The organism is Desulfurobacterium pacificum, assembly GCF_900182835.1.
In the GTDB taxonomy this organism is placed as follows: domain Bacteria; phylum Aquificota; class Aquificia; order Desulfurobacteriales; family Desulfurobacteriaceae; genus Desulfurobacterium_B; species Desulfurobacterium_B pacificum.
Genome location: NZ_FXUB01000003.1, coordinates 128,912 through 149,905 on the forward strand (window position 1 = coordinate 128,912; position 20,994 = coordinate 149,905).

Sequence of the window (20,994 nt, forward strand, 5' to 3'; positions counted from 1 at the left end):
ATGGGCAGAATCAAAGATATAAGACCTTTAAAGTGGACAGAAGAGGTTCTTTTGCTTATTGACCAGAGAAAGTTGCCACTGCAAGAAGAATGGGTAGAGTGTAAAAGTTATGAGGATGTGGCAAAAGCTATAGAGGATATGGTTGTAAGAGGTGCACCTGCTATAGGGGTTGTGGCTGCTTACGGAGTTGTTTTAGGTGCAAAAGAAGCAGCAAAATCTTCAGAGAACCTGATGGATTTTAAGGCAAGAGTGGAGCTGATAATAAACCGTCTTGCAGCGACGAGACCTACTGCTGTTAACCTTTTCTGGGCTTTAAAAAGAATGAGAAGAATTTTGGAAGCTGGTGGAAATATAGAGGATGTTGTTGCAGCGCTGGAAACGGAAGCTATAAACATAGAGAGACAAGACGTTGAAACGAACAAGAAAATAGGTTTCTTTGGAGCAGAACTACTTTCTTCTAAAGAAGTGATTCTAACGCACTGTAATACTGGAGCGTTAGCAACGGCTGGTTATGGAACAGCACTTGGAGTTATAAGAGCGGCAGTTGAGAATGGCAAAGATGTGACGGTTTACGTTGATGAAACGAGACCTTATCTGCAGGGGGCGAGGTTAACGGCGTGGGAACTCCAGCAGGAAGGGATTCCTTATTACCTGATAACCGATAACATGGCTGGCTGGTTTATGTCCTTAGGAGAAATTACCTGCGTTATAGTTGGAGCTGATAGGATAGCAAGGAATGGCGATACTGCTAATAAAATAGGTACGTACTCTCTTTCTGTTTTGGCTAAAGAGCACGGAATACCTTTTTATATCGCTGCGCCTACTTCCACTTTTGACCTTTCAATATCTTCTGGTAAAGAGATTCCTATTGAAGAGCGTTCTGCAGATGAAGTGGTTTTCTGTCACTGTAAAGATTGCCGAATAGCTCCTTATGGAGCGAAGGTTAAAAATCCTGCTTTTGACGTTACTCCTCATGAAAATATTACAGGGATAATTACTGAAAAAGGAGTAATTCACTCACCTGATGAGAAGAAGATACTTGAGTTTTTCAGAGAATAGGAGAGCGTTTGTTCTCTTTTTTGTTCTTATGATGATTGGGGCTTTAGCCCCTATTTTATTTTCTGTATACGTTCTTTCTTCTAAAAATTACGATAAGGGGAATTATCTAAAAGATTACGTTACTGCTTATCACGGCGCAGTTTCGGCTTTGAAAGTTGCCCTTTATTTTCTGAAACAGGATAACAACGGTTATGATGGTGAGGGAGATGATTGGTATAAACCCATTCTTTACAACTATAAAGGTATTGCTGTTTCAGTTGTAATCAGAGATGAGTGCGGTAAAGTTAGCGTTAATGAGATAACGTCGCCGCTTTACTTTTCTATTGTTAAAAGGCTGTTTGAAGAACTGGAAATAGATGATTCGGTAGCAGATTCTATTAAAGATTGGGTAGATAAAGATTCTGTAGTTACAGGAGATGGAGCCGAGTCTTACTATTATCAATCTTTGGGGTACCTTCCTTCTAATTCTCCTATGAAGTCAATCTACGAACTTTATTACGTGAAGGGCATTGATAAGAAAATATTTGACAAACTTGCTGATTACCTTACCGTTTACGGTGATGGGAAGATAAATGTTAATTCTGCTTCAAAAGATGTTCTTATGGCTCTGTCAAACGATATGACGGAAACCGCTGTTGATAGTATAATTGAAAGCCGCCCTATAACGAAGATTGAGAAGTTGAAGGAGCTTCCCGGCATAGACCAGGAGCTTTATTTTAAGATACGTCCTTTGATAACAAACGTTTGCAACTACTTCAAAATAGATGTGACGGCGTCTTACGGGGATGCTACTGCAGAGATAGTTGCTTTTGCTGATAGAGATAGAGTTTACGAGTGGAAGGTGGTTCAATGATAGCTGTTGACGTTGGAAGTAAGTTGGTTAAGTGGTTTGATGGTAGCTCTTTTGGAACAGGAATCCCTGCTAACTTGAAAAATGCTGTAGTTGGAGTGTCTTCTAAAAACGTTTTTGTAAAGGAATCTTTTTACCCTGTGTGTAAATCTGCAGCTTTAAAGAAGTTGATAGTTAACGATGTTTGTTCCGATATGTTAGTTTCTCCTGATGATATTTCGGTTGCTTTTTGTGTTGTAGAAAAGTTAAATAAGGGCTGTAGAGTTTTAGTGTTTGTAGAGAAGAAAGGAAGTTTAGAAGAGAAGAAGCTTACCGATAACTACAAAATCCTTACTCTTGACTTAATAGGTGGTATTAATGCTGCTCATCTTCTTTACGAAGGAGATGAGTTTTCTCTTTTAGATATTGGCGCTTCAAAAGTAGCAGTTGTGAACTTCCGTGATGGTAATGTTGTAAATATGGAAGTTTTCAGGGTGGGTTTTGATTTTTTGAAGAAAAACAATTCTTACTTAACGGATAGGGTATTTCCGTTGATTGAAAGTAAAAGCGTAATTCTATGTGGTGGTGGAGCGTTAGATGAGCAATTGGTGGGTTTGGTTTCCACTCGTTTTGATGTTGAGATACCTGAGATTTCTCCTTTTGGAAAGGAAACACCTTTGTATTTTAACGCTTACGGTTTGTTTCATATTAAAAAATCCCCCTGCCCCGCCTTCTTCTCCCAATCTTCCTTTTTCAAAAGCGACTTTTTAGAAAAGCATAAAAAAGAGATTATCTTTGCAGGAACGTCAACTGCAGCAGGCGTCCTTCTCCTCCTTCTGTCTCAGGGCGTTCAACTTTTAGCCTGCAAGGATTTTCTAAAGAGAGAAGAAACTATTTTAAAAAGCAAATTAGAGAAAATTTTGGGCGAAAAAGTTGTTGCGCCGGATATTCAGCTATCTCAGGCTATATCTAATCTGAAAGAAGAAAAGAAATTTTTTGCTGTTGATAAACCTTCTGTGCTTACTGTCTTGAAAAAAATTTCCGATTCCGTTGTTTCAGGGATAAAGGTTTACAGGGTGGAAGGAAGCGTTGATGCCGATTCTTTTACCGTTAAAGGATACGCAGATACGGAAAACTCGTTCACTTCTTTTGTGAACAACCTAAAAGAACGTTTTGAGAACGTTTCAAACGTTTCAACAACTTCTACTTCAAATAATTCCTTAAAATTTACACTCACCGTGTCAGGAGTAAAACGTGAAACTTGATGGTTTGAAGTTCTGGTTGGATGAGTACCTTTCCAATTTAGATGAACGTCAGCGTCTTTTGATTTTGATTGCTGTGCCTTTTGCGGCTGTGCTGCTACTTTTCTTTTTAATTGATTATCCTATCGTTTCGGCAAAGAGCAGCTGTGAGAACAAGCAGTTGGCTTTCAAGAGAAAGGTAGAAAAGGTAAAGAAGTCTATTTTGGAGTATGAGACGTTGAAGAATCTTCTCACGCCTGTTGAAATCAAGGCTAAAGCAGCTTCTCAGGTTGACCCTTCTGTTTTCCTGAAACGGAAGTTTGAAAAGTTAGGCGTTAAGGTGAAAAACGTGAAAGTTGCAGATTCAAACAGCTGGGATGGATTCAGTAAGCTTACGTTGACTGTTAGTTTTGCTGAATCTCCACTGAACAGCGTTGCGAGGGCAATTTTTGAAGCCGAAAACTCAAGGTATTACGTGAAGGATTCTTCAATAGAGATATCCGATGAGGACGGCAACGGTCTTGTATCCGGTAAAGTTTCATTTAACTTCTACAGGAGTAAGGAATGAAGAAGGTTCTTTATGCTCTCGTTTTTCTAATAGCCTTAGCTGTTTCGCTTTATTTGACCTTTCCTTTTGAAAGGTTTATCGGGAACTATCTCTGTGAAAAGGGCGTGGAATATGAAAAAGTTGAGTTTCATAGATTCCCTCCTGCTGTTGTTATAGAAAAGTTTAAACATCCATCTTTTCCGTTAATTGTTGATAAACTTGAGCTTCAACCTGTGCTTTCTACTTTGCCAAAATCTCAAAAAGAGTTTCATGTCGTTGCACGTTTGTGTAATGGAAAGGTGGTTTCTGATTTAACCTATCCTTTAAAAGAGCTGACGTTTAAAGTTGACGGCATTAACCTGCGCTGTCTTCTAAAAACAGAATTTAAGAACGTTGCTGGTAAGCTTTACGGGAAAGGGAATTTATCTTTCGGTGATAACGGTAGCTCGCTTATTGGAGGAAGAGGAAGCTTTTACACTAATGACCTGAAAATATCGGGATTGAAATTTGGAATTTTTACGCTTCCTGACGTTAAAGTGGGGAAGGCAAAACTTGATTACGTTGTAAAGAGCAAGAACTACGTTGAATTGAAAGGAACTGCAGTAGGTAAGGTTGACGTTAAAGCTAACGGATTTATGCGTGTTAACCTGAAAGATTTCGGTAGAACGTATTTAAGTTTAAACGCAAGGGTGGTGCTAAAAGAAGGTCCTTTCAAAAACAAGCCATTTAAATTCAGGATTGCCGGATATTTATCTAACCTGAGTGTAAGATGATAGATTACCTTAAAGGAAAGGTCTGGGAGAACTACGGAGATAGTATTTCTGTTCTATGCGGAAATATCGGTTATAAGGTTTACGTTCCGATTAAGTTGTTGACATCTGTAAAAAAAGGAGATGATGTTGAACTTTACGTTCACTTTACTATGCCTAAAGAAGGTTCACCTGTCTTATACGGTTTTCAAACCCTTGAAGAGAGAAATCTCTTTGAGACGCTTCTCAAGATTCACGGCGTTGGTGCGAAAGTAGCGTTGAACGTTATTTCTCACTTTTCAAAAGAGGAGTTTGAAAACGTAGTTGCTTCAGAAGATGTAGAAACGCTTTCTTCCGTTCCCGGCTTGGGTAAAAAGCTTTCTCAAAGAATAATAGTTGAAATGAAAAATAGGATAGAAAAATCCCCCCACATCCCCCCCGACCTCTTAGAAATCCTCACATCTTTGGGCTATAAAAAGAGTGAAATAGTGAAGTCTCTCAAGGGTATTGATTTCAGCAAACCGATAGAACAGCTTGTAAAAGAAGCAGTTGCTATACTTTCTAAGAGATTAGCAGAATAGTTTTTACCTATTCAATTTAGAATATAATTTTCTCGCGTTGTTAGAACAAATCCGGAGTTGATTATGAAGATTTTAGACGTTGCCTTAAAGGCAGTTGAAGAAGCTTCTGAAATTTTGATGGAATACTTTGGAAAGCTTTCCTCTTTAGAGATTGAAGAAAAAAGCAAGAACGATTACGTCACGGAGGCTGACAAAAAATCAGAAATGATTATTATTAAGACTATACAGGGCTACTTCCCCCAACATACTATAATTGCAGAGGAAAGTGGCGGGAAAGAAGGAAACGAGTGGAAGTGGTATATAGACCCGCTTGATGGAACGAAGAACTTTATTCACGGTTTGCCGGTTTTTTGCGTTTCCATTGGTGTAGAGAGAGGCGATGAAATGGTAGCTGCTGTAATAGGAGCGCCGGCGTTAGGGGAAATTTACGTGGCGGAGAAAGGTTCAGGCGCTTACTGTAACGATAAGAGAATAAAGGTCAGCAGTAGACCTTTTGATGAGGCGCTTGTAGCAACGGGATTCCCTTTTAGAGGTAAAGATTTGTTGGAAGATTATTTGGTGTGTTTTAAAGAGGTGTTTTTAAAAGTTTCAGGCGTCAGGAGATGTGGTTCTGCAGCTATGGATTTGGCTTACACTGCTAAGGGAGTGTTTGATGGCTTCTGGGAGATGTCCCTTCATCCATGGGATATAGCAGCTGGCGTTTTACTTGTTGAAGAAGCTGGCGGCGTTGTCAGTGATTTTAAAGGTGAAAAAGGATATTTAAAAAGCGGTAACATAATAGGAGCTTCTAAGAGCGCTTATGCCGGGCTTTACGAGATTGTAAACAGGCACTTAGGAGAGAAATAGGAGGATGTTGTGATGGAAATTGAAGAGCTTGTTGCTGAATTACCGCCGGATTTACGTCAGGAAGTTATTGATTTCATAGAGTTTTTGCTTGAAAAAAGGAAACAAATGGAAAGAAAAACGGTTAATGAGTTATCTGCATTTGCTGGTATTTTAGAGAGCTTACCTGTTGAGCCTTTAGAATATCAAGAAAAAGTTAGAAATGAATGGGAATAATGAAAAGGAATAGGTTACTTTTAGATACTAATGCTGTGCTTTACTTCCTTTCCGATAGGAGTATTTCTGCTTTAAAGGAGGCTTTTTCTATTTCTTTTGTGACAGAAATTGAGTTGCTATCATATCCTTATATGAAAACTTCAGAAGAAATAAAAATAAAGGAATTCCTTGATATTGTAAAGATTGTTGATGTTAATAAATCTATCAAGGAGAAAACTATTTTTCTCAGAAGGAAATATAGATTAAAAGTGCCAGATGCCATAATCTGCGCTACTGCTTTCTTTTTGGAGGCTATTTTGGTAACAAATGATAGGCAATTACATAGAGTTGAAGAAATTCCGGTTATAGATTATGAAACCTTTAGGAGAAAATACACTGAGTTTAAGGAGGCGTAGATGGCTTACGATGAGAAAAAGTGTGAAGGATGTGCTTTCAAGGATAAGTGCGAAACGGCAAAAGACCCTATGGATGTAAAACTCACCTGCAACCTTTCTAAAATAAAGCATCGTATAGGTATCTTGAGCGGTAAGGGCGGTGTTGGAAAGACTACCGTTGCTACTAACATCGCCAGTGAACTTGCAAATAGGGGCTATAAGGTTGGTTTACTTGATGCTGACCTTCATGGACCAAACGTTGCAAAAATGTTAGGCGCGGAAGGAGAGAGACTTTTTGCAGACCCTGAGACTCAAACTATAAAGCCGTTTATTCCGGAAGGTATGCCAAACCTTAAGGTTGTTTCTATGGCTTTTATTCTTGAAAATCCCGACCAGCCGGTGGTATGGCGCGGACCTTTAAAGCATCAGGCTATAAAGCAGTTTTTGGCAGAAATTGATTGGGGTGACCTTGATTATTTAATCATAGACCTTCCTCCTGGAACGGGTGATGAGGCGTTGAGCGTTGCACAGCTCATTAAGCCAATGGATGGTTTTGTGGTTGTTACAACGCCGCAGGAAGTTTCTCTCCTTGATACTCGCAAATCTATCAGTTTCGCCAAAATGGTTGATGTTCCAGTGCTTGGAATAGTTGAAAATATGAGCGGATTTATCTGCCCTCACTGCGGTGAGAGAATAGATTTGTTTAAAGTTGGCGGTGGTGAAAAAGCAGCTAAGGAGCTTGGGATTCCGTTTTTAGGTAGAATACCAATAGAGCCTTCAATTGTGGAAGCAGGTGATGAAGGTAAACCTGTTGTGATTGCATATCCTGATAGCGTTTCTGCAAAGGCGTTTTCTGAAATAGTGGATAAGCTTTTAGAGGAAGTGAAATAATGAACTATAAAGGTAGGATAGTAAGAGACCCTAAAATTTTAGGTGGTAAACCGGTGATAAAGGGAACGAGAATTCCGGTGAATTTAATCTTAGAAAGGTTAAGTGAAGGCGTTTCCTGTGAGGAATTACTGAAGATGTATCCTACATTAGAAAAAGAAGATATCATGGCAGCTATTGCTTGTTCTGCTGATGTTATAAAGAAAGAGGTTTTGGTTGAGTATTAGAATTTTAGTCGATGAGAATGTTAACTATGAGATAATAAAAGCTTTAAGAAAAGATGGGTTTGAAGTTATTTCTGTTGCCGGAGATGCACCTGGAATTACGGATTTTGAAGTTATTGAACTTGCAATGAAGTTAAATGCTGTTGTTTTGACTGAAGATTCTGATTTTGGAAGGTTGGTATTTTCCTGTGGAAACAGAATTAATGGAGTTATTTACGTTACTCAGCAAGGGAAAGTAAAGAGGTTGCTAAAACTTTGATTGAATTTTTAAAGGTGCAAAGGGAACTATGTGGTAGGTTTGTGGTAGTTACTTTGAAAAAAGTAAGAATTAGGAGTATTTAGTTGCAGTTAAAAGCTCGTATTAAGAAGGTTGTGGCGGGGGGGATTTTCCTCCTCGCCGTTTTGCTTATAGTTGTTGGGATTATAAGGGGTGATGCCTGGACTGTGTGGAATAACGCCAAAATACTATGCCTTACGTGTATAGGGATTAAGTAATGCTTCAGATTAAGTGGTTTAAGAATAGGCGTTTATATCAGGTCTTGGCCGCTTTTTTAGCAAACTTTCAGCTTGTTAACTTTATTACAGCAAGGCTTTACACTGGAAAGCTGAAATTTATCCCTTTTCCTATAATGAACTGCTACGCCTGTCCTGCTTCTGTTTTTGCCTGTCCTATCGGAACGCTTTCGCATTTCTTAGTTATCTCTAAAATTCCCTTTTTAGTAATTGGGGTAATTTCCGCTGTTGCTTCTACTTTTGGTAGGTGGATATGCGGATGGGTATGTCCTTTTGGGTTACTTCAAGACTTACTTAACAAAATTCCATCTGCAGAAATTAAACCGCCTGAGTTTTTATCTTATTTTAAATATGTTTTCCTTGTCTCGTTCGTTATTTTTCTACCCTTTTTCTTTAAAGAACACTACTTCTGCATGGTTTGTCCTACTGGAACGATAGAAGCTGGACTTTATTGGGTTGCTGTAAATAGCATGATACTCAACATGGCTGGTGCGTTCTTTCTGTTTAAAGTTGCGACAGCTTCTGCGTTTCTCTACTTTTCTGTTTTTATCAAAAGACCTTTCTGTCGTTACGTCTGTCCTTTGGGTGCTCTATTTTCTCTTTTCAATAAGTTGAGTATCGTTGATTTCAGTGTTGATAGAGAAAACTGTATAGAGTGTGGATTATGCAAAAAGTCCTGTCCTGTTGACCTCTCTATTTATGAAGATGCTAATTCGTCTTCCTGTTTAAGATGTTTGAACTGCGTTAGAGTTTGTCCAGTTGTAAATATAGACTTTCCTTTGGTGAAGAATGAAACTGAAACCTTACACTCCAGATAATTATGTTTGCCTGATAGGTAAAATTATTAAAAACGTTTTGAGAAAGGACTGTTTAAGGGAGGAAGTATGAATCTTAGAAAAATTTTTATTTTGTTTGTCCTGATATTAATTCCAATTTCTGTTGGTTTGTTTGCAAGGTTTAATGACCTTTCACAGTGGCAAAAATTTCACAGGTTTTTCTACTATGACAATAAACCGCTTTTTACTAGTTATGATGCGTATACCTTTGCAAGATACGCTAAGGAAAAGATAGAAGGAACTTACAGAGCTGGTGGGCTTGACCCATTAAAATCTGTTCCCGATAATTTTATTACGGGTAATGTTACATATCCTGCTCCCATTCCTATGGAAAGTTGGATAGGAGCAACTATTTCTGAGATTTTCCATGTTCCTTTAGAAGTTGTTGCTCTCTATTTAACGCCAATTTTGGCTGTTCTGTTTGTGATTCCTTTTGTTATCTATTTTTATCGTGAAGAATTGCCGTTAACTGGTTTTACAGGAGCGCTTTTAGGTGTTATCTCTCTTATCTACTTAGTTAGGACAAGCATTGTAAGGTTTGATACCGATTCTTTGAACTTATTTTTCCCGTTTGCAATAGCGTTGTTCCTTTACTTAACGTTTAGAGAAGATAATGAAAGGAAAAGATATTTTTATTTAGCAATTGCCGGTGTTTTATCCTATCTCTACTACTGGTGGTATGCTCATTCAGGTTTAATTTTAGTTATGTTTATTACTTTTGCCATTTTTGACTTTTTCTTTGTAAAAAGAAAAGGGAAGGAACTTTTGAAAGATTTGGGGGTTCTTCTCCTGTTTGCTAACCCGTTGGTTATAGTTAACGGTGTTTTTAACCTTGTTGGGCTTACGAGAACTTATATCTTAAATTTCTTTAAGCCTGCTGTTCATGGAGGATTCCCGAACATTTATATGTCTATTAGCGAGTTGAAACATTTTGATATAGCAAGGTTATCTGACCTAACTGCGGGTAGTTTCTTTATATTCTTGATGGGAATTGTAGGTCTTGTGCTGCTGATTATGAAGAAATTTAGGCAGATTTTTTTATTCCTTCCCGTTCTTTTAATTGGTTTGATGGCTCTTAAAGGGAGTAACCGTTTTGCAATGTATCTGGCACCTTTTGTAGGAGCAGGAATAGGGTTCTTAGGTGATTATGTTGCTTCTTTAGTAAAAGATGAAAACAGAAAAAGACTGTATTATGTGCTTATTTTTGCAGTTGCTTTTGCAGGAATATTTTACTTTAACAGGGCTGCCATTAAATTTTTCATAACTCCCAAAATAACGCCTGAACTTGCTGCTGACTTTTCGCGTCTTGAAACTTTAACTCCGGAAGATAGTTGGATATGGACCTGGTGGGATTACGGGTATGCAATTCAGTATTATGCTAGAAGAGGTGTTTTCCATGATGGAGGAGACCACAATCTTAAAACTTATTTTGTTGCAACCACTTATTCTACGTCTAATCCTAAAATAGCGTACAACGTTATAACTGGCATTGCTAATGTCGGGAACTATGAGATAACAAAATTACTTAAAGAAGGGAGAAAGGCAGTTGAAATTAGAGATATGTTTTTTGAGGGTAAGTTTTCTAAACCTTTAAAACATCCGGTTTACTGGGCGTTTACCGGTGATGAGATAGGTAAGTTTGCTTGGATTAATTACTTTGGTACGTGGAACTTTGATGAAGAAAAGGGGATTAAAGCCCCAATTTATGACTTAGGAATATGTATTCCTCAGAAAGGTGATGTCATTCAGTGTCAAAAAGCAGTCATGGACTTAAAAAAGGGAGAAGTTATTCTTGGTAGAAAAGCAGTTCCTATTGCGTTGCTTGCTGTTAGAAACCTGGAAAAAGTGGAGGAAAAGACTTACAGAAGAGCCGGCATAATAGCCGAGCTTGTTGAGGATAAGCATAAAATTTTAAGAGCTTTTATTATGGGAGGTCAGCCTTTTAAATCTATGTTTAATCAAATGTATATTTTAAGGGTTTACGACCCGAAGTACTTTGAACTTATCTACGACGACTTTCCGACTATGGTTTTGTACAGAGTGAAGGGTTGAGAGGAAGCCTCCCGAAAGGGAGGCTGTAATATTTTACACGTCTTGAATTGCTCCTTTAGAAGCAGAAGTTACTAACTTGGCGTATTTTCTTAAGAGTTTGGATTTTATCTCTTTCTGGATAGGCTTAAACTCCGCCATTCTTTTGTTGAATTCTTCCTCAGATATTAAAAGTTCAAGCTTTCTTTCTGGTACGTTGATGTGGATTTTGTCACCGTCCTTAATGATTCCGATAGGACCACCGGCGGCTGCTTCAGGTGAGATATGACCGATGCAGGGGCCGTGTGTTCCGCCGGAGAACCTTCCATCCGTTATGAGGGCTACTGATTCTCCAAGTCCCATTCCCATAACTGCTGCTGTAACTGCCAGCATTTCTCTCATTCCAGGACCACCTTTTGGACCTTCGTAGCGGATAACTATTACGTCACCTTCTTTGATTTCGCCGTTCATTACCGCTTTCATGGCGTCTTCTTCGCAGTTGAATACTCTTGCCGTTCCTGTAAACACTTTCATCTTTTCTGAAACAGCGCCCTGCTTTATTACGGCGCCTTCTGGTGCTAAGTTACCGTAGAGAATTGCTAAACCTCCTTCGGGGCTGTAAGGGTTGTCAACTGGTCTTATGACGTCTTCGTCCCATATTCTTGCAGACTCTCCAATTTCCTTTATATCCTTACCGGAAACTGTTGGGTTGCTTTCTATTATGTTTAATAGTCTTTTGATTACGCCTGGTATTCCGCCGGCGTAGTGAAGGTCTTCCATTAAATACTTTCCGCCGGGGCGCATTGAACATATCTTGGGCGTTTCTTTTCCTAAGTCGTCAAAGAGTTTTATGTCAAAAGGTATTCCTGCTTCGTGAGCAATGGCTGGAAGGTGGAGAACGGTGTTCGTTGAGCCGCCTAATGCCAGGTCAACTCTCACTGCGTTGCGGAAAGCAGCCGGGGTGAGAATATCTCTTGCCTTTATGCCTTTTTTTACCAATTCAACGATTTTTTCGCCTGAAGCTTCGGCAATTCTCTTCTTTTCAGCAAGCGGAGCAGGTGAAGTTCCGCAGTAAGGTAGAGAGAGTCCTAATGCTTCTGTTAAACAAGCCATTGTATTTGCCGTGAACATTCCTTGACATGCACCTGATGATGGACATGCAGCGCCTTCAAGTTCAAGAAGTTCTTCTAAAGTTATTTCGCCGGCTTTGTAGCGTCCTATCGCTTCAAATGTGTGGGTAACTAAGTCAAGCCTTTCTTTTCCTCTTCTGCCGGCAAGCATAGGTCCTGCCGTTACCACTATTGCGGGTATGTTAACTCTTGCTGCACCCATTAGCATTCCGGGAGTTATTTTGTCACAGGCAGTTAAGAGGACGATACCGTCAAGCTGGTGAGCCATAACAACGTCTTCTACGGCATCGGCAATGATTTCTCTTAAAGGAAGTGAAAAGCGCATGCCTTCGTGCCCCATGGCGATGCCGTCGCAGATTGCAGGAACTCTTACGATGAACGGCGTTCCGCCAGCTGCTGCAACTCCCCTTTCTATGAACCTTTCAAGGGAGAACATGTCGGCATGACCCGGGACTAAATCCGTCCAGCTTGAAATGATGCCGATTAGAGGTTTATCTATGTCTTTTCTTTGAATGCCCGTTGCCATCATGAGGGCGCGGGCTGGTAGCTTTTCAAATTCCCTTAGAACATCACTTCTCATTTTCTGCTTCCTCCTTGGCTTTTTGCATGAGGTAGAGCATTTCATCTCTTAGGCGCAGTCTCTCTGCTTTGAGTTTTTTGAGTTCCTCTTCTTCTTTCGGAGTAAGGACGGCTTTCTTCTCCATCTTGTCTATTATGTCATCTAACTCCTGATGTTTCTTTTCAAGGGTTTTGAAGTGGTGAAACTTTTCCCTTGTTAGGGCTTTAAGGTTTTCGTCTCTTAGCATTGGAGCCTCCTGAGAAAGTTTGGTGTTTTTAAAACATTATAGCAGAGTTTCCATAAGGAGGGCGCTTTCTCCTTTCCCGTAATAGTTTTCTCTCCTGCCGATGACTTTGAATCCGCAGCTTTTGTATAGGTTGATTGCAGGCATGTTTTTCTCGTTTACTTCAAGGAATACCCTTTTTACGTTTTTCTCTTTTAAAGTTCTCAGCACGGCTTTGAGTAATTGTTTGCCTATTCCTTTTCTTCTCTGTTCTGGCGCTACGGCTATTTTGTGGATTTCCGCCTCGTTACCTATTATCCAGAGGATACAGTATCCTGCAGTTTTTTCGTTCTCTTTTGCTACGAAAATGTGTGAGAAGGATAGGGAAAGTTCTCTTTTTAGTGATTCGAGAGAGTAACTGTCTTTGAAGGAAGCTTTTTCTATGGCAGCAACTTCTTTTAGTGTTTTTTCATCTAATTGGGTTAGGGGGAGGATTTTTAGGTTTTGCATCGTGTTCTCTTAAGTAGAATATTTGAAGTTCCTGGAGGTCTGATTCTGGAAGGAATAGGAGTTTTTTTGCTAGAGGTGTTTTTTCTTCTAAGTGGGGGAACTCTTTTATAAGTAGTTCTGGAGGATTACCTTTGTAGACAATGAGGGGATTTTTGAGCCTGGAAATTTTTTCTGCTATTTCTTCTTCTGTCGCATCTAAGTACGTGTTCTCTATCAGTGCGTAAAACCTTTTTCTTTTTGCGTAGATTACCGGGATGATTGTAGCGTTAATCTTTTCGTATCCTGAAGATAAAACTTTTAGCGTGTTAATTGAAAATACGGGAATACCGCAGCACTTAAAAGCTTTTCCAACGGTAACTGAAAGGCGAACGCCTGTAAAAGAGCCGGGACCTGATGTAACTATTACTTTACTAATGTCACTTCTTTTGTATCCTGCGACTTCAAGACAGTGGTCTATTTCTACGTAAACTCTTTCTGCGTGAATTTTTGAAATTCCCCAGCTTGAGCAGGAGAGGAATTCACCGTTCTTTCCTACTGCAACGCTTCCTTCTGTTAAACACAAGTCAACTGCTACCGTTACCATTATGCTGTCTTCATTACCCTTACTAAAATTGGTCTTCCGTTTTCATCAAGGTCAAGTATTTCTATTTTGACGTTAGCAATGTCTATCGTTTTTCTCTTTTTGAGAACGATGCCTCTTTCTTTGGCTACTCTTTCTATTAGGTCTATTAGGTACTTTTCTTCTTCAAAGGGTATATGAACTCCCAACATTTCATTTAGGGCTTCAACGGTTATGTAGGGGTCTATGATTACTGCCGTTCCTGGAGGGACAGACTTAAGGGTGAGGAATTTTCTTATTAGGAAGAGAATAAATAGAGAAACTGTTCCTAACAGAACGTCTTTAAAGTTATGTCCAGAGATGATGATTTCTCTTGCAATTGCTATTAAAAGAACGTCAAAAACGATTCTTGGCTGATGTTTTATGAGCATTATGATGAGCTCTACGACAATGACAAACATTAGAAGCGGGGAAATTATCTCTTTCAAGCTTTCTGTTGCATCTTTCATGTGACCTGAAAGGATTATCTCTTCAATGTGAAACATGTGAGGGGAGAGGAAAAGAAACTCCATGAATAGGATGAAAGAGACCAATAAAAGGGTAAATGTGATTGCCACCAAGAAAGCTTCGGAGGCTTTCATAAGGAAGTGCTCAATTCTTTTCTGCGTCATTTAACTATGCCTCCTAAATACCAGTTGATTAACTGGTTGCCGAAAAACAGCGCTATTACGGCTCCTATGGAGATGAAAGGTCCAAAAGGTAGGGCGCTTTTAAAGTTTTTACCTTTTGTAGCCATGAGAACTATACCTATAACTGCACCTACTAAGGAGGCGAAGAATAGCGTTACTAAGATGTTTTTCCACCCTAAGAACGCACCTACTACTGCCATAATGTTGGCGTCTCCGTAGCCCATTCCTTCTTTTCCAGTAATTACGTAGTAGGTTTCTATGATAAAAAGAATTATTCCAGCGCCGAAAGAAGCACCTAAAACGGAATCTTTAAAGGTTATTTGGGGGATGAAGGGGGAAAGGAGAATTCCGAAAAGCATCGTAAAGTAGCAGAGTTTTACGGGAACAAGCATCGTTTTAATGTCTATAAGAGAAATTACGATTAAGCTCCATATAAAAACGGCGTAGTAAAGGGCAGTTAGGGTTAGTCCGAACTTGTAAACTACGGCTGCCGTTAAAAATCCTGTAAGGAGTTCAACCAAAGGGTATTGGATAGATATGGGACTACCGCAGTTTCTACACTTTCCCTTTAAAAATAGGTAGCTTATTACAGGGATGTTGTCGTACCATTTTATTCTTTCGCCGCAGTTGGGGCAGTGAGAAGGAGGATAAACGATAGATTTCCCTTCTGGAATTCTGTAAATGCATACGTTTAAAAAGCTTCCGATTACTAATCCTGTGATAAAAGCTGCTATTATTATCAATGGGTTTCTCCCGGAGCTGATTTGATAAATCTTACCATTCCTCTTAAGAAATCCTGCCATTCTTTAACGGCTTTTAGAAAATCCCCCTCCATCACCTTCAAAGCTTCAGCTTCCTTTCCTTCGTAGAGGAGGTCGTCTAACTGAAAAACGGCGTCTTCTAACTTTGCTATCGCTTCATCTATGCCGTCGTAGATGGGGAGGATTTTTGCCCCGCTTTCCACAACCTTTACAGACCAGTCTAAAGAGTCCAGAATGTTGTTGAGGTGCAGCTTTGCAAGGTCTGTGTTGATTTTCCAGTCGGCAACTATTTTCGGTATTGAAGTAATCATTGCATCTAAAGCTAAAAGGGCGAGTTCTATCTGCTTTCTTACCATATCCGTTGAGGGCTCTGTAACGATGTTGAGGTTTGAGAGGTCGTCTATTTCGTCAATTCTTGAAGGGTGGAGAACTTCTCCGTTCTTTTCAACGTGTTTTATTGAGCGCTGGGGGAAGAGATACTTGTATTCAATGAGTCTTAAAAGTGCCGAATTGCTGGGCGCGTTTTTGGGGTTCAACTCTATCTCTTTTAGCTTGCCGTCTATTCTAACTTTTATCTTTTTTCTGTCCCGTGACGTTCTCAAACAGCACCTCCAGTGCTTCTTCTTTCGTTAGTTTAAGGGCTTTTTCTCTGCCGATGAAGGTTGACGCTAAAAATCTTAGCAGTTTGAGGTTGCCAAGAGGAAATTTAACCTTTTCTACTATCTTAACAATCCTGTTGAGCTCTCTATTTACGGCGTCTGTTGAGGAAAGCCTTATGGATAGCGTTTCTTTCAGCGCTTCTAACGTTTCCTTTCGTTTTTCTTTCAGGCTGTTTATAAGTGCAGTTTCGTTTGAAAGTCCTGTCAGTTTAGCCGTTCTGACTAAAGCGTTTCCTCTCATGTAGCCCAATCCCTCAATAGCAGCTAAAAGAGAGTAGCTGAACGGAATCCCCTGCCTTACCATCATCGCAATTCTGTGAACGGCGTCAAAGTCTAATGCATTTATTCTGCACAGGAACGAAGCTAATAGAGAGCTTTCTGAAGACAGGTTTGAGAGTTCGCCGGGCGGTCTTGCAACGTTGCTGAAAGGATAGAGGTCACCTAAAGCGTAGAAAATCAGGACATCTGAGTTGTCTTTTATCGTTTCACCGACTTTTTTGTGAAGGTAGTGATTTATTTGAGTTGATGCGGCTTTGAAGCCGTCGCCTGTGAAGGTTATCAGCGTTCCGGGGAAAAACTCTCTTTTTATCAGGGGTCTGACGGCGAACGTGTAGAGTATGGTTTTCTCTTCTTCTGTTGCCGATTCTGCGTGCTTCAGCCTGTTTTTGAATTCAAGGTAGCAGTAGGGGGAGATGTAGGATGCTGCCAGTGTAAGGCACAGGGGCGTTGGTTTTCCGTTTTCTATGAAGCCTAATTTGGTTAACTCTTCTTCTACCTGCTGGAGGTGGGAGAGGAGGAGGGGATTTTTCTTTACGCTGAAAGTTTCTTTTATGGAATCTTTCCAGTTTTTGCCGTAGCGAACCATTGGACCTAACATCATGAGGCTGAGTATGGATTTCGTTCTGTTCTGGCAGGCAGCCCTTTCTTTTAGTTCTAAACCTTCTGAAAGCGCCGTTTTAAACGGTGATTCTAACTCTTCCTTTAGCGCTTCTAACAGCGCCTCCTCTTTTGCACCGCTGACTATCAAGTAGGACTTTCCCTCTTTTGAAAATCCCCACCTCCCCGCTCTTCCCTCCATCTGCATTATCGTTAAAAGGTCTGGAAAGAAGGAATACCTGTATGTAAACCTGTCAAAGTAACCTCTTACGAACACCACAACGTTGTCTGCCGGCAGGTTCACGCCGTAGGCGAGGGTCTGCGTTGCGTAGAGCCTGTTTAAGTTACCTTTTTTGAATTCTCTTTCAATTGTTTCTCTCTCTTCCTGCGGGACGTCTGCGTTGTGGAAAGCCACAGGTTCGCCTTCTGTTTCTATCCTTTTAAAAGGCGTTGTTTTGTTTACCACTTTCTTTTTGTAGTTTACGTTTTCTACTTTAAGAGCTTCCCAGCCCAAGTCTTTCTTTGGCAGGAATACGAGGGTTTTCCCTTTGAGTTTTAAGTGTTCTATAACAGAAACGATTTTCTCTGCGTCGGACAGCTTTTCCCCTTTGGCTTTCTTCAAGAGCTTTGAAAAGTTAAGCACCTCTCTTTTCAGCGGAACGGGTCGCCACTCAGATTCTATAAAAAGCTCTGCCTTTATCCACTCTGCTAATTCGGAAGCGCCCGGTATCGTTGCCGAAAGGCACAGAAGCGGTTTCTCTTCCTTCAGGCAGTAGGTTACGATTTCTTCTATTGCTGCGCCTCTCGTTCTGTCTCTGATTATGTGAACTTCGTCTATTATCACGGCGCCGGCTTCTTCAAACCACTTTGCCCTGTTCCTTGCTGCCGAGAGCAGGCTTTCGTAGGTTGAGACGACCGTTTGCTGGTTGAGTTCGTCTAACTCTTCAATCAGGTCGCCCGTTCTTATCCCCGTTCTGCCGAAGATTTTTCTAAACTCTCTAAACTTTTCGTAAATTAGAGAACGGGTTGGCGCGGTGTAGATTAGTCTGCCTTCTTTGTTTTTTAAGCGAAACAGCAGTGAAATTAGCGTTTTTCCTGAGCTTGTAGGCGAAGATATGAGGGCGTTCCCGCCGTCGTAGTAGCGGTAAAAGACCGTTTGGACGGGGTTGAGGTAGGGAAAGGGGAAGTTGGGAATGAAGGTGGAGGGGAGGGTGGGGATTTTGAGGAAATTACCGTCTTCTAAAAGTTCTATCGTTCCGCCGTTTTCAGAAAAAGTAGTTGTTTCTAAAATTTTTATCATTTTCATTTTAACCTGTTGTAACTTTTTTGAGTTTGCATAATTTTAAAATTCCCCAATAAAGCTTCAGGAGGAATGTATGCAGATTTACGTTTTTCGCTGTAACAACTGCAACGCTGAGTTTGAAGAAGTAATTTATACCCCTCTGCAGCTGATGGAAATTAAGTGTCCATACTGCGAGTCAGAAGACGTTGAAGTTATTGACATAGCCAACTACTGTTCACCTTTTGGCTGAGGTTAATTTAGGGAGGCGGTGCCTTCTTTCTTGATTTTTCCTTCTCTTAGGTTATTATTCTTTAACCAGCGGGGCGTGGCGCAGCCTGGTTAGCGCGCTTGGTTCGGGACCAAGAGGACGGGGGTTCAAATCCCCCCGCCCCGACCATTCATAAGGAGAGGTTATGGAGCGTTCGTTTCTAAAAGCCTTTATCGTTTACGCTTATTCTTTCGTTCTTCTTTTTATGTTCAACGGTCTTCTCATGAACTTTATGTTTAAAGCAGGTGCTTCTCCTTTAGTTGCAAAGCTTGTAACTTACGTAATATCTCCGGTTTTCCTTTTCTTTTCCTATCAGTTTTCTTTGAAAAGGTTTGCCGGTTTTAAAGATGAGAGATTGTTAGCTAAAGCTTGGGCTTATCACTTTGTTCCTTTTGTCGTTATCTCCTTCTTTCTCTCATGGCTGATTGTATTTTTTTTTAAAGGGTCACCATTAGGAATGTTTCTATTTATGAACCTTGAGATTGCCGTTATCTTTTTTACTTTTAAGCTCTCTTACGATAGGGTGCTGAAGCGATGAACGTTATACCGTTTTTGAGGGGAGCAGCTTTTTATCTGTTTATTTATCTCTTTATGGGGATAGTCAATTACGGCGTGTTTTATTTGGCGTTTCTGCTTCACCTTTCCTATCCAATAACAATGGCGCTTGATACTGTAGTTTCTGCCCTACTACTCTACTTAGGTTTTTACTATTCGCTTCGTATTTTCGTTAGAGATGATGTCAGGTTGGTTGATTGGAAGGTGGGGGTGGGGTGGATTTTGCAGATGTTCGTGTTTTCTATAATAGCGTTTGGAGTAGAGCTTTCTCTATCCCGTTTCTTTTTCAATCCGAAGTTATTTAGAATAATAACAGTGTTCTTGAACTACTTTTTCTTTTTCGTTACTTACGTTTTAATCGTCTGGTGGTTATTCGGGAAGGAGCAAAATGAGATTAGATAAGTTGCTTGCAGAGAGCGGTTACGGAAGCCGTTCAGAAGTTAAAAAATTAATTAAGAAAGGCAAAGTTGCGGTTAACGGAGAAATTGTTAAGTCTCCTTCTATTAACGTTGACCCTGAAAGAGATGAAGTGACAGTTGACGGAGAACCTGTTTACTATCAGAAAGATTACTACCTTATTCTCAACAAGCCGGCAGGTTACGTTACTACCACTGCTGATAGAGATATGAGCGTTATGGAGCTTGTTTCTGATATCCCGAGGTTTGATGAGAAACTTTTTCCTGTAGGAAGGCTTGATAAAGATGCTGAAGGGCTTCTGTTTATAACTTCTGACGGTGAGCTTGCTCACAGGTTGACACACCCAAAGTGGAAAGTTCCCAAGGTTTACTACGTTGAAGTGGAAGGGAAGTTAACTGAAGCGAAGATAGAACCTTTAAAGAAGGGCATAGATTTAGGAGATTTTGTTGCCCGTCCTGCTAAGGTGAAAATTCTTAAAGCAGAAGAAGGACGTTCTGCTGCAGAGATAGAGATAAATGAAGGTAAATATCATCAGGTAAAGAGAATGTTTGAAAAAATAGGGCACCCTGTTCTTTATCTTAAAAGGGTAAAGTTCGGTAACTTGGAGTTAGGGGAACTTCCTTTAGGTGAGTACAGGAATTTAACGGAAGAGGAGCTTAGAAAACTGAAAGAATCAGTTGGTCTTTTGGTAAAATAGTTTCCGTAACCTGTAGGAGGGTGCCGAAGTTGAGAAGAATTCTGTTATGTTTATCAATATTCCTTTTGTTTCCTCAGGTGTCCCACGCTCAGCTTTACAGAGTGAAGAAAGGCGATTCTCTATATAAAATAGCCAAGAAGTTCCACACAACTGTTGCTAAACTCAAAAGAATTAACGGTTTGCGTAGCAGTTTGCTTAGACCTGGTCAGCGACTTATCGTTCCTGGCAGACGTTATAAGCCCGTAAACAGCAGGAAGACTATAGCTTTTCTGGAACAAAAAGCGGCAGAAGTTAAAGAGGATGTGAAGGAAGCTGGAGAGGACATTTATCCTATAACCAATGTGGTTTATGAAGAAGGAGAGAAGTTAGCCGACGTTCTTTCTACGCCTTTGAACGTTCCTTACGATAACTGGAATTTGTCAATACTTGAAAATCCGGAGTATAAGAGTGCCTTGTTGGAAATTTTGGCAAGGGTATTTAAAAACCTAAAAAATACTCCTTACGTTTTCGGAGGAGCTAATCCAAAGAGAGGGCTTGATTGTTCCTCGTTTACTATGTACGTTTATAGAAAATTAGGTATAAACCTGCCGAGAACGGCGAGAGCGCAGTTTAACGTAGGTGTTCCTGTTAGCAAGAACGAGTTAAAGGTAGGAGATTTGGTCTTTTTTAGAACTTACGCCAGCTTTCCTTCTCACGTGGGTATCTACATAGGTAACGGAAAGTTCGTACATTTTTCTTCCATGTACCACGGGCTTTCTATTTCTTCTCTTAGCAGTCCCTACTTTAGACGTAGGTTTATAGGTGCTAAAAGGGTATTGAGTGAGAAGTTGGTGAAAAAAATTCTTTACGCACAAAAGAATAACTAAAAAGGAGGTAGTGCG

The 20,994-nt window shown here is 40.2% G+C and carries 28 protein-coding genes and 1 tRNA gene; 21 read left to right on the forward strand and 8 right to left on the reverse strand.

What is annotated here, in order from left to right; translation table 11 throughout:
- The 15 genes from mtnA to QOL23_RS06160 all read left to right on the forward strand — a co-directional run bounded on the left by mtnA (position 1) and on the right by QOL23_RS06160 (position 10,952).
- Positions 1–1,059, forward strand: a complete 1,059-nt coding sequence (mtnA, locus tag QOL23_RS06090) for an S-methyl-5-thioribose-1-phosphate isomerase (RefSeq protein WP_283400696.1) — start codon at positions 1–3, stop codon at positions 1,057–1,059.
- Positions 1,025–1,912: a type II secretion system minor pseudopilin gene (locus QOL23_RS06095; protein ID WP_283400697.1), complete on the forward strand. Its 888-nt coding sequence runs from the start codon at positions 1,025–1,027 to the stop codon at positions 1,910–1,912. Before mtnA ends, QOL23_RS06095 begins: the two co-directional genes overlap by 35 nt.
- A complete protein-coding gene (locus QOL23_RS06100; RefSeq protein WP_283400698.1) occupies positions 1,894–3,153 on the forward strand; it encodes a hypothetical protein in 1,260 nt (419 codons plus the stop codon). The genes QOL23_RS06095 and QOL23_RS06100 overlap by 19 nt, the downstream gene beginning before the upstream one ends.
- Positions 3,143–3,697, forward strand: a complete 555-nt coding sequence (locus QOL23_RS06105; RefSeq protein WP_283400699.1) for a hypothetical protein — start codon at positions 3,143–3,145, stop codon at positions 3,695–3,697. Before QOL23_RS06100 ends, QOL23_RS06105 begins: the two co-directional genes overlap by 11 nt.
- The gene (locus tag QOL23_RS06110; protein ID WP_283400700.1) at positions 3,694–4,449 is read left to right on the forward strand and encodes a hypothetical protein; all 756 of its coding nucleotides are present in this window, start codon (positions 3,694–3,696) and stop codon (positions 4,447–4,449) included. Before QOL23_RS06105 ends, QOL23_RS06110 begins: the two co-directional genes overlap by 4 nt.
- On the forward strand, positions 4,446–5,006 hold the full coding sequence (gene ruvA, locus QOL23_RS06115; protein WP_283400701.1) for a Holliday junction branch migration protein RuvA: 561 nt from the start codon (positions 4,446–4,448) through the stop codon (positions 5,004–5,006). The genes QOL23_RS06110 and ruvA overlap by 4 nt, the downstream gene beginning before the upstream one ends.
- A 63-nt stretch (positions 5,007–5,069) precedes the next feature.
- Positions 5,070–5,852, forward strand: coding sequence for an inositol monophosphatase family protein (locus tag QOL23_RS06120; RefSeq protein ID WP_283400702.1), 783 nt, complete (start codon positions 5,070–5,072; stop codon positions 5,850–5,852).
- A 12-nt stretch (positions 5,853–5,864) separates the two neighbouring features.
- Positions 5,865–6,065 carry a DUF2281 domain-containing protein gene (locus QOL23_RS06125; RefSeq protein WP_283400703.1) on the forward strand — a complete coding sequence of 67 codons (201 nt, stop codon included), beginning with the start codon at positions 5,865–5,867 and terminating at the stop codon, positions 6,063–6,065.
- The gene (locus QOL23_RS06130) at positions 6,065–6,460 is read left to right on the forward strand and encodes a type II toxin-antitoxin system VapC family toxin (protein ID WP_283400704.1); all 396 of its coding nucleotides are present in this window, start codon (positions 6,065–6,067) and stop codon (positions 6,458–6,460) included. The genes QOL23_RS06125 and QOL23_RS06130 overlap by 1 nt, the downstream gene beginning before the upstream one ends.
- Complete coding sequence (locus QOL23_RS06135) at positions 6,461–7,330, forward strand: Mrp/NBP35 family ATP-binding protein (protein WP_283400705.1); 870 nt, start codon at positions 6,461–6,463, stop codon at positions 7,328–7,330. It abuts the gene before it with no gap.
- A complete protein-coding gene (locus QOL23_RS06140; protein WP_283400706.1) occupies positions 7,330–7,554 on the forward strand; it encodes a DUF433 domain-containing protein in 225 nt (74 codons plus the stop codon). Before QOL23_RS06135 ends, QOL23_RS06140 begins: the two co-directional genes overlap by 1 nt.
- Positions 7,544–7,810, forward strand: a complete 267-nt coding sequence (locus QOL23_RS06145) for a DUF5615 family PIN-like protein (RefSeq protein WP_283400707.1) — start codon at positions 7,544–7,546, stop codon at positions 7,808–7,810. Before QOL23_RS06140 ends, QOL23_RS06145 begins: the two co-directional genes overlap by 11 nt.
- A gap of 83 nt (positions 7,811–7,893) precedes the next feature.
- Entirely contained in the window at positions 7,894–8,046 is a 153-nt protein-coding gene (locus QOL23_RS06150) for a CD1871A family CXXC motif-containing protein (RefSeq protein ID WP_283400708.1), read from the forward strand.
- Positions 8,046–8,882 carry a 4Fe-4S binding protein gene (locus QOL23_RS06155; RefSeq protein ID WP_283400709.1) on the forward strand — a complete coding sequence of 279 codons (837 nt, stop codon included), beginning with the start codon at positions 8,046–8,048 and terminating at the stop codon, positions 8,880–8,882. The genes QOL23_RS06150 and QOL23_RS06155 overlap by 1 nt, the downstream gene beginning before the upstream one ends.
- A 66-nt stretch (positions 8,883–8,948) precedes the next feature.
- Positions 8,949–10,952, forward strand: a complete 2,004-nt coding sequence (locus QOL23_RS06160; RefSeq protein ID WP_283400710.1) for an STT3 domain-containing protein — start codon at positions 8,949–8,951, stop codon at positions 10,950–10,952.
- Positions 10,953–10,985: 33 nt separating this feature from the next.
- Here the strand turns inward: QOL23_RS06160 and ilvD are convergent, their stop codons facing one another.
- From ilvD to QOL23_RS06200, 8 genes are read right to left on the reverse strand one after another with little or no spacing between them, the layout of a single operon-like run.
- Entirely contained in the window at positions 10,986–12,638 is a 1,653-nt protein-coding gene (ilvD, locus tag QOL23_RS06165; RefSeq protein WP_283400711.1) for a dihydroxy-acid dehydratase, read from the reverse strand.
- A complete protein-coding gene (locus tag QOL23_RS06170) occupies positions 12,628–12,864 on the reverse strand; it encodes a DUF465 domain-containing protein (RefSeq protein WP_283400712.1) in 237 nt (78 codons plus the stop codon). The genes ilvD and QOL23_RS06170 overlap by 11 nt, the downstream gene beginning before the upstream one ends.
- 36 nt (positions 12,865–12,900) lie before the next feature.
- A complete protein-coding gene (gene rimI / locus QOL23_RS06175; protein WP_283400713.1) occupies positions 12,901–13,350 on the reverse strand; it encodes a ribosomal protein S18-alanine N-acetyltransferase in 450 nt (149 codons plus the stop codon).
- Positions 13,310–13,933, reverse strand: coding sequence for a tRNA (adenosine(37)-N6)-threonylcarbamoyltransferase complex dimerization subunit type 1 TsaB (gene tsaB, locus QOL23_RS06180; protein ID WP_283400714.1), 624 nt, complete (start codon positions 13,931–13,933; stop codon positions 13,310–13,312). Before tsaB ends, rimI begins: the two co-directional genes overlap by 41 nt.
- Positions 13,933–14,580 carry a hypothetical protein gene (locus tag QOL23_RS06185; RefSeq protein ID WP_283400715.1) on the reverse strand — a complete coding sequence of 216 codons (648 nt, stop codon included), beginning with the start codon at positions 14,578–14,580 and terminating at the stop codon, positions 13,933–13,935. Before QOL23_RS06185 ends, tsaB begins: the two co-directional genes overlap by 1 nt.
- Positions 14,577–15,341: a prepilin peptidase gene (locus tag QOL23_RS06190; RefSeq protein ID WP_283400716.1), complete on the reverse strand. Its 765-nt coding sequence runs from the start codon at positions 15,339–15,341 to the stop codon at positions 14,577–14,579. The genes QOL23_RS06185 and QOL23_RS06190 overlap by 4 nt, the downstream gene beginning before the upstream one ends.
- Complete coding sequence (locus QOL23_RS06195) at positions 15,338–15,961, reverse strand: hypothetical protein (protein ID WP_283400717.1); 624 nt, start codon at positions 15,959–15,961, stop codon at positions 15,338–15,340. Before QOL23_RS06195 ends, QOL23_RS06190 begins: the two co-directional genes overlap by 4 nt.
- Positions 15,924–18,200, reverse strand: coding sequence for a DEAD/DEAH box helicase (locus tag QOL23_RS06200; protein WP_283400718.1), 2,277 nt, complete (start codon positions 18,198–18,200; stop codon positions 15,924–15,926). Before QOL23_RS06200 ends, QOL23_RS06195 begins: the two co-directional genes overlap by 38 nt.
- 70 nt (positions 18,201–18,270) lie before the next feature.
- Between QOL23_RS06200 and QOL23_RS06205 the strand changes: the two genes are divergently transcribed.
- The 6 genes from QOL23_RS06205 (at position 18,271) to QOL23_RS06230 (ending at position 20,979) form a co-directional block, all read left to right on the forward strand.
- Complete coding sequence (locus QOL23_RS06205; RefSeq protein WP_283400719.1) at positions 18,271–18,426, forward strand: zinc ribbon domain-containing protein; 156 nt, start codon at positions 18,271–18,273, stop codon at positions 18,424–18,426.
- 69 nt (positions 18,427–18,495) lie between these two features.
- Positions 18,496–18,573: transfer RNA gene (locus QOL23_RS06210), tRNA-Pro, on the forward strand.
- A 16-nt stretch (positions 18,574–18,589) separates the two neighbouring features.
- Entirely contained in the window at positions 18,590–18,982 is a 393-nt protein-coding gene (locus tag QOL23_RS06215; protein WP_283400720.1) for a hypothetical protein, read from the forward strand.
- Entirely contained in the window at positions 18,979–19,401 is a 423-nt protein-coding gene (locus QOL23_RS06220) for a hypothetical protein (RefSeq protein ID WP_283400721.1), read from the forward strand. The genes QOL23_RS06215 and QOL23_RS06220 overlap by 4 nt, the downstream gene beginning before the upstream one ends.
- Positions 19,388–20,113, forward strand: a complete 726-nt coding sequence (locus tag QOL23_RS06225; protein ID WP_283400722.1) for a pseudouridine synthase — start codon at positions 19,388–19,390, stop codon at positions 20,111–20,113. The genes QOL23_RS06220 and QOL23_RS06225 overlap by 14 nt, the downstream gene beginning before the upstream one ends.
- 29 nt (positions 20,114–20,142) lie before the next feature.
- Positions 20,143–20,979: a C40 family peptidase gene (locus QOL23_RS06230; RefSeq protein WP_283400723.1), complete on the forward strand. Its 837-nt coding sequence runs from the start codon at positions 20,143–20,145 to the stop codon at positions 20,977–20,979.
- Positions 20,980–20,994: the final 15 nt, after the last annotated feature.

What these genes read in the sequence shown, in the direction of transcription:
- mtnA (WP_283400696.1), top strand. Translation starts at nt 1, where the DNA reads ATGGGCAGAATCAAAGATATAAGACCTTTAAAGTGGACAGAAGAGGTT.
- QOL23_RS06095 (WP_283400697.1), top strand. Translation starts at nt 1,025, where the DNA reads ATGAGAAGAAGATACTTGAGTTTTTCAGAGAATAGGAGAGCGTTTGTT.
- QOL23_RS06110 (WP_283400700.1), top strand. Translation starts at nt 3,694, where the DNA reads ATGAAGAAGGTTCTTTATGCTCTCGTTTTTCTAATAGCCTTAGCTGTT.
- ruvA (WP_283400701.1), top strand. Translation starts at nt 4,446, where the DNA reads ATGATAGATTACCTTAAAGGAAAGGTCTGGGAGAACTACGGAGATAGT.
- QOL23_RS06120 (WP_283400702.1), top strand. Translation starts at nt 5,070, where the DNA reads ATGAAGATTTTAGACGTTGCCTTAAAGGCAGTTGAAGAAGCTTCTGAA.
- QOL23_RS06125 (WP_283400703.1), top strand. Translation starts at nt 5,865, where the DNA reads ATGGAAATTGAAGAGCTTGTTGCTGAATTACCGCCGGATTTACGTCAG.
- QOL23_RS06130 (WP_283400704.1), top strand. Translation starts at nt 6,065, where the DNA reads ATGAAAAGGAATAGGTTACTTTTAGATACTAATGCTGTGCTTTACTTC.
- QOL23_RS06135 (WP_283400705.1), top strand. Translation starts at nt 6,461, where the DNA reads ATGGCTTACGATGAGAAAAAGTGTGAAGGATGTGCTTTCAAGGATAAG.
- QOL23_RS06140 (WP_283400706.1), top strand. Translation starts at nt 7,330, where the DNA reads ATGAACTATAAAGGTAGGATAGTAAGAGACCCTAAAATTTTAGGTGGT.
- QOL23_RS06155 (WP_283400709.1), top strand. Translation starts at nt 8,046, where the DNA reads ATGCTTCAGATTAAGTGGTTTAAGAATAGGCGTTTATATCAGGTCTTG.
- QOL23_RS06160 (WP_283400710.1), top strand. Translation starts at nt 8,949, where the DNA reads ATGAATCTTAGAAAAATTTTTATTTTGTTTGTCCTGATATTAATTCCA.
- ilvD (WP_283400711.1), bottom strand. Translation starts at nt 12,638, where the DNA reads ATGAGAAGTGATGTTCTAAGGGAATTTGAAAAGCTACCAGCCCGCGCC.
- QOL23_RS06170 (WP_283400712.1), bottom strand. Translation starts at nt 12,864, where the DNA reads ATGCTAAGAGACGAAAACCTTAAAGCCCTAACAAGGGAAAAGTTTCAC.
- rimI (WP_283400713.1), bottom strand. Translation starts at nt 13,350, where the DNA reads ATGCAAAACCTAAAAATCCTCCCCCTAACCCAATTAGATGAAAAAACA.
- tsaB (WP_283400714.1), bottom strand. Translation starts at nt 13,933, where the DNA reads ATGGTAACGGTAGCAGTTGACTTGTGTTTAACAGAAGGAAGCGTTGCA.
- QOL23_RS06185 (WP_283400715.1), bottom strand. Translation starts at nt 14,580, where the DNA reads ATGACGCAGAAAAGAATTGAGCACTTCCTTATGAAAGCCTCCGAAGCT.
- QOL23_RS06200 (WP_283400718.1), bottom strand. Translation starts at nt 18,200, where the DNA reads ATGAAAATGATAAAAATTTTAGAAACAACTACTTTTTCTGAAAACGGC.
- QOL23_RS06205 (WP_283400719.1), top strand. Translation starts at nt 18,271, where the DNA reads ATGCAGATTTACGTTTTTCGCTGTAACAACTGCAACGCTGAGTTTGAA.
- QOL23_RS06215 (WP_283400720.1), top strand. Translation starts at nt 18,590, where the DNA reads ATGGAGCGTTCGTTTCTAAAAGCCTTTATCGTTTACGCTTATTCTTTC.
- QOL23_RS06220 (WP_283400721.1), top strand. Translation starts at nt 18,979, where the DNA reads ATGAACGTTATACCGTTTTTGAGGGGAGCAGCTTTTTATCTGTTTATT.
- QOL23_RS06225 (WP_283400722.1), top strand. Translation starts at nt 19,388, where the DNA reads ATGAGATTAGATAAGTTGCTTGCAGAGAGCGGTTACGGAAGCCGTTCA.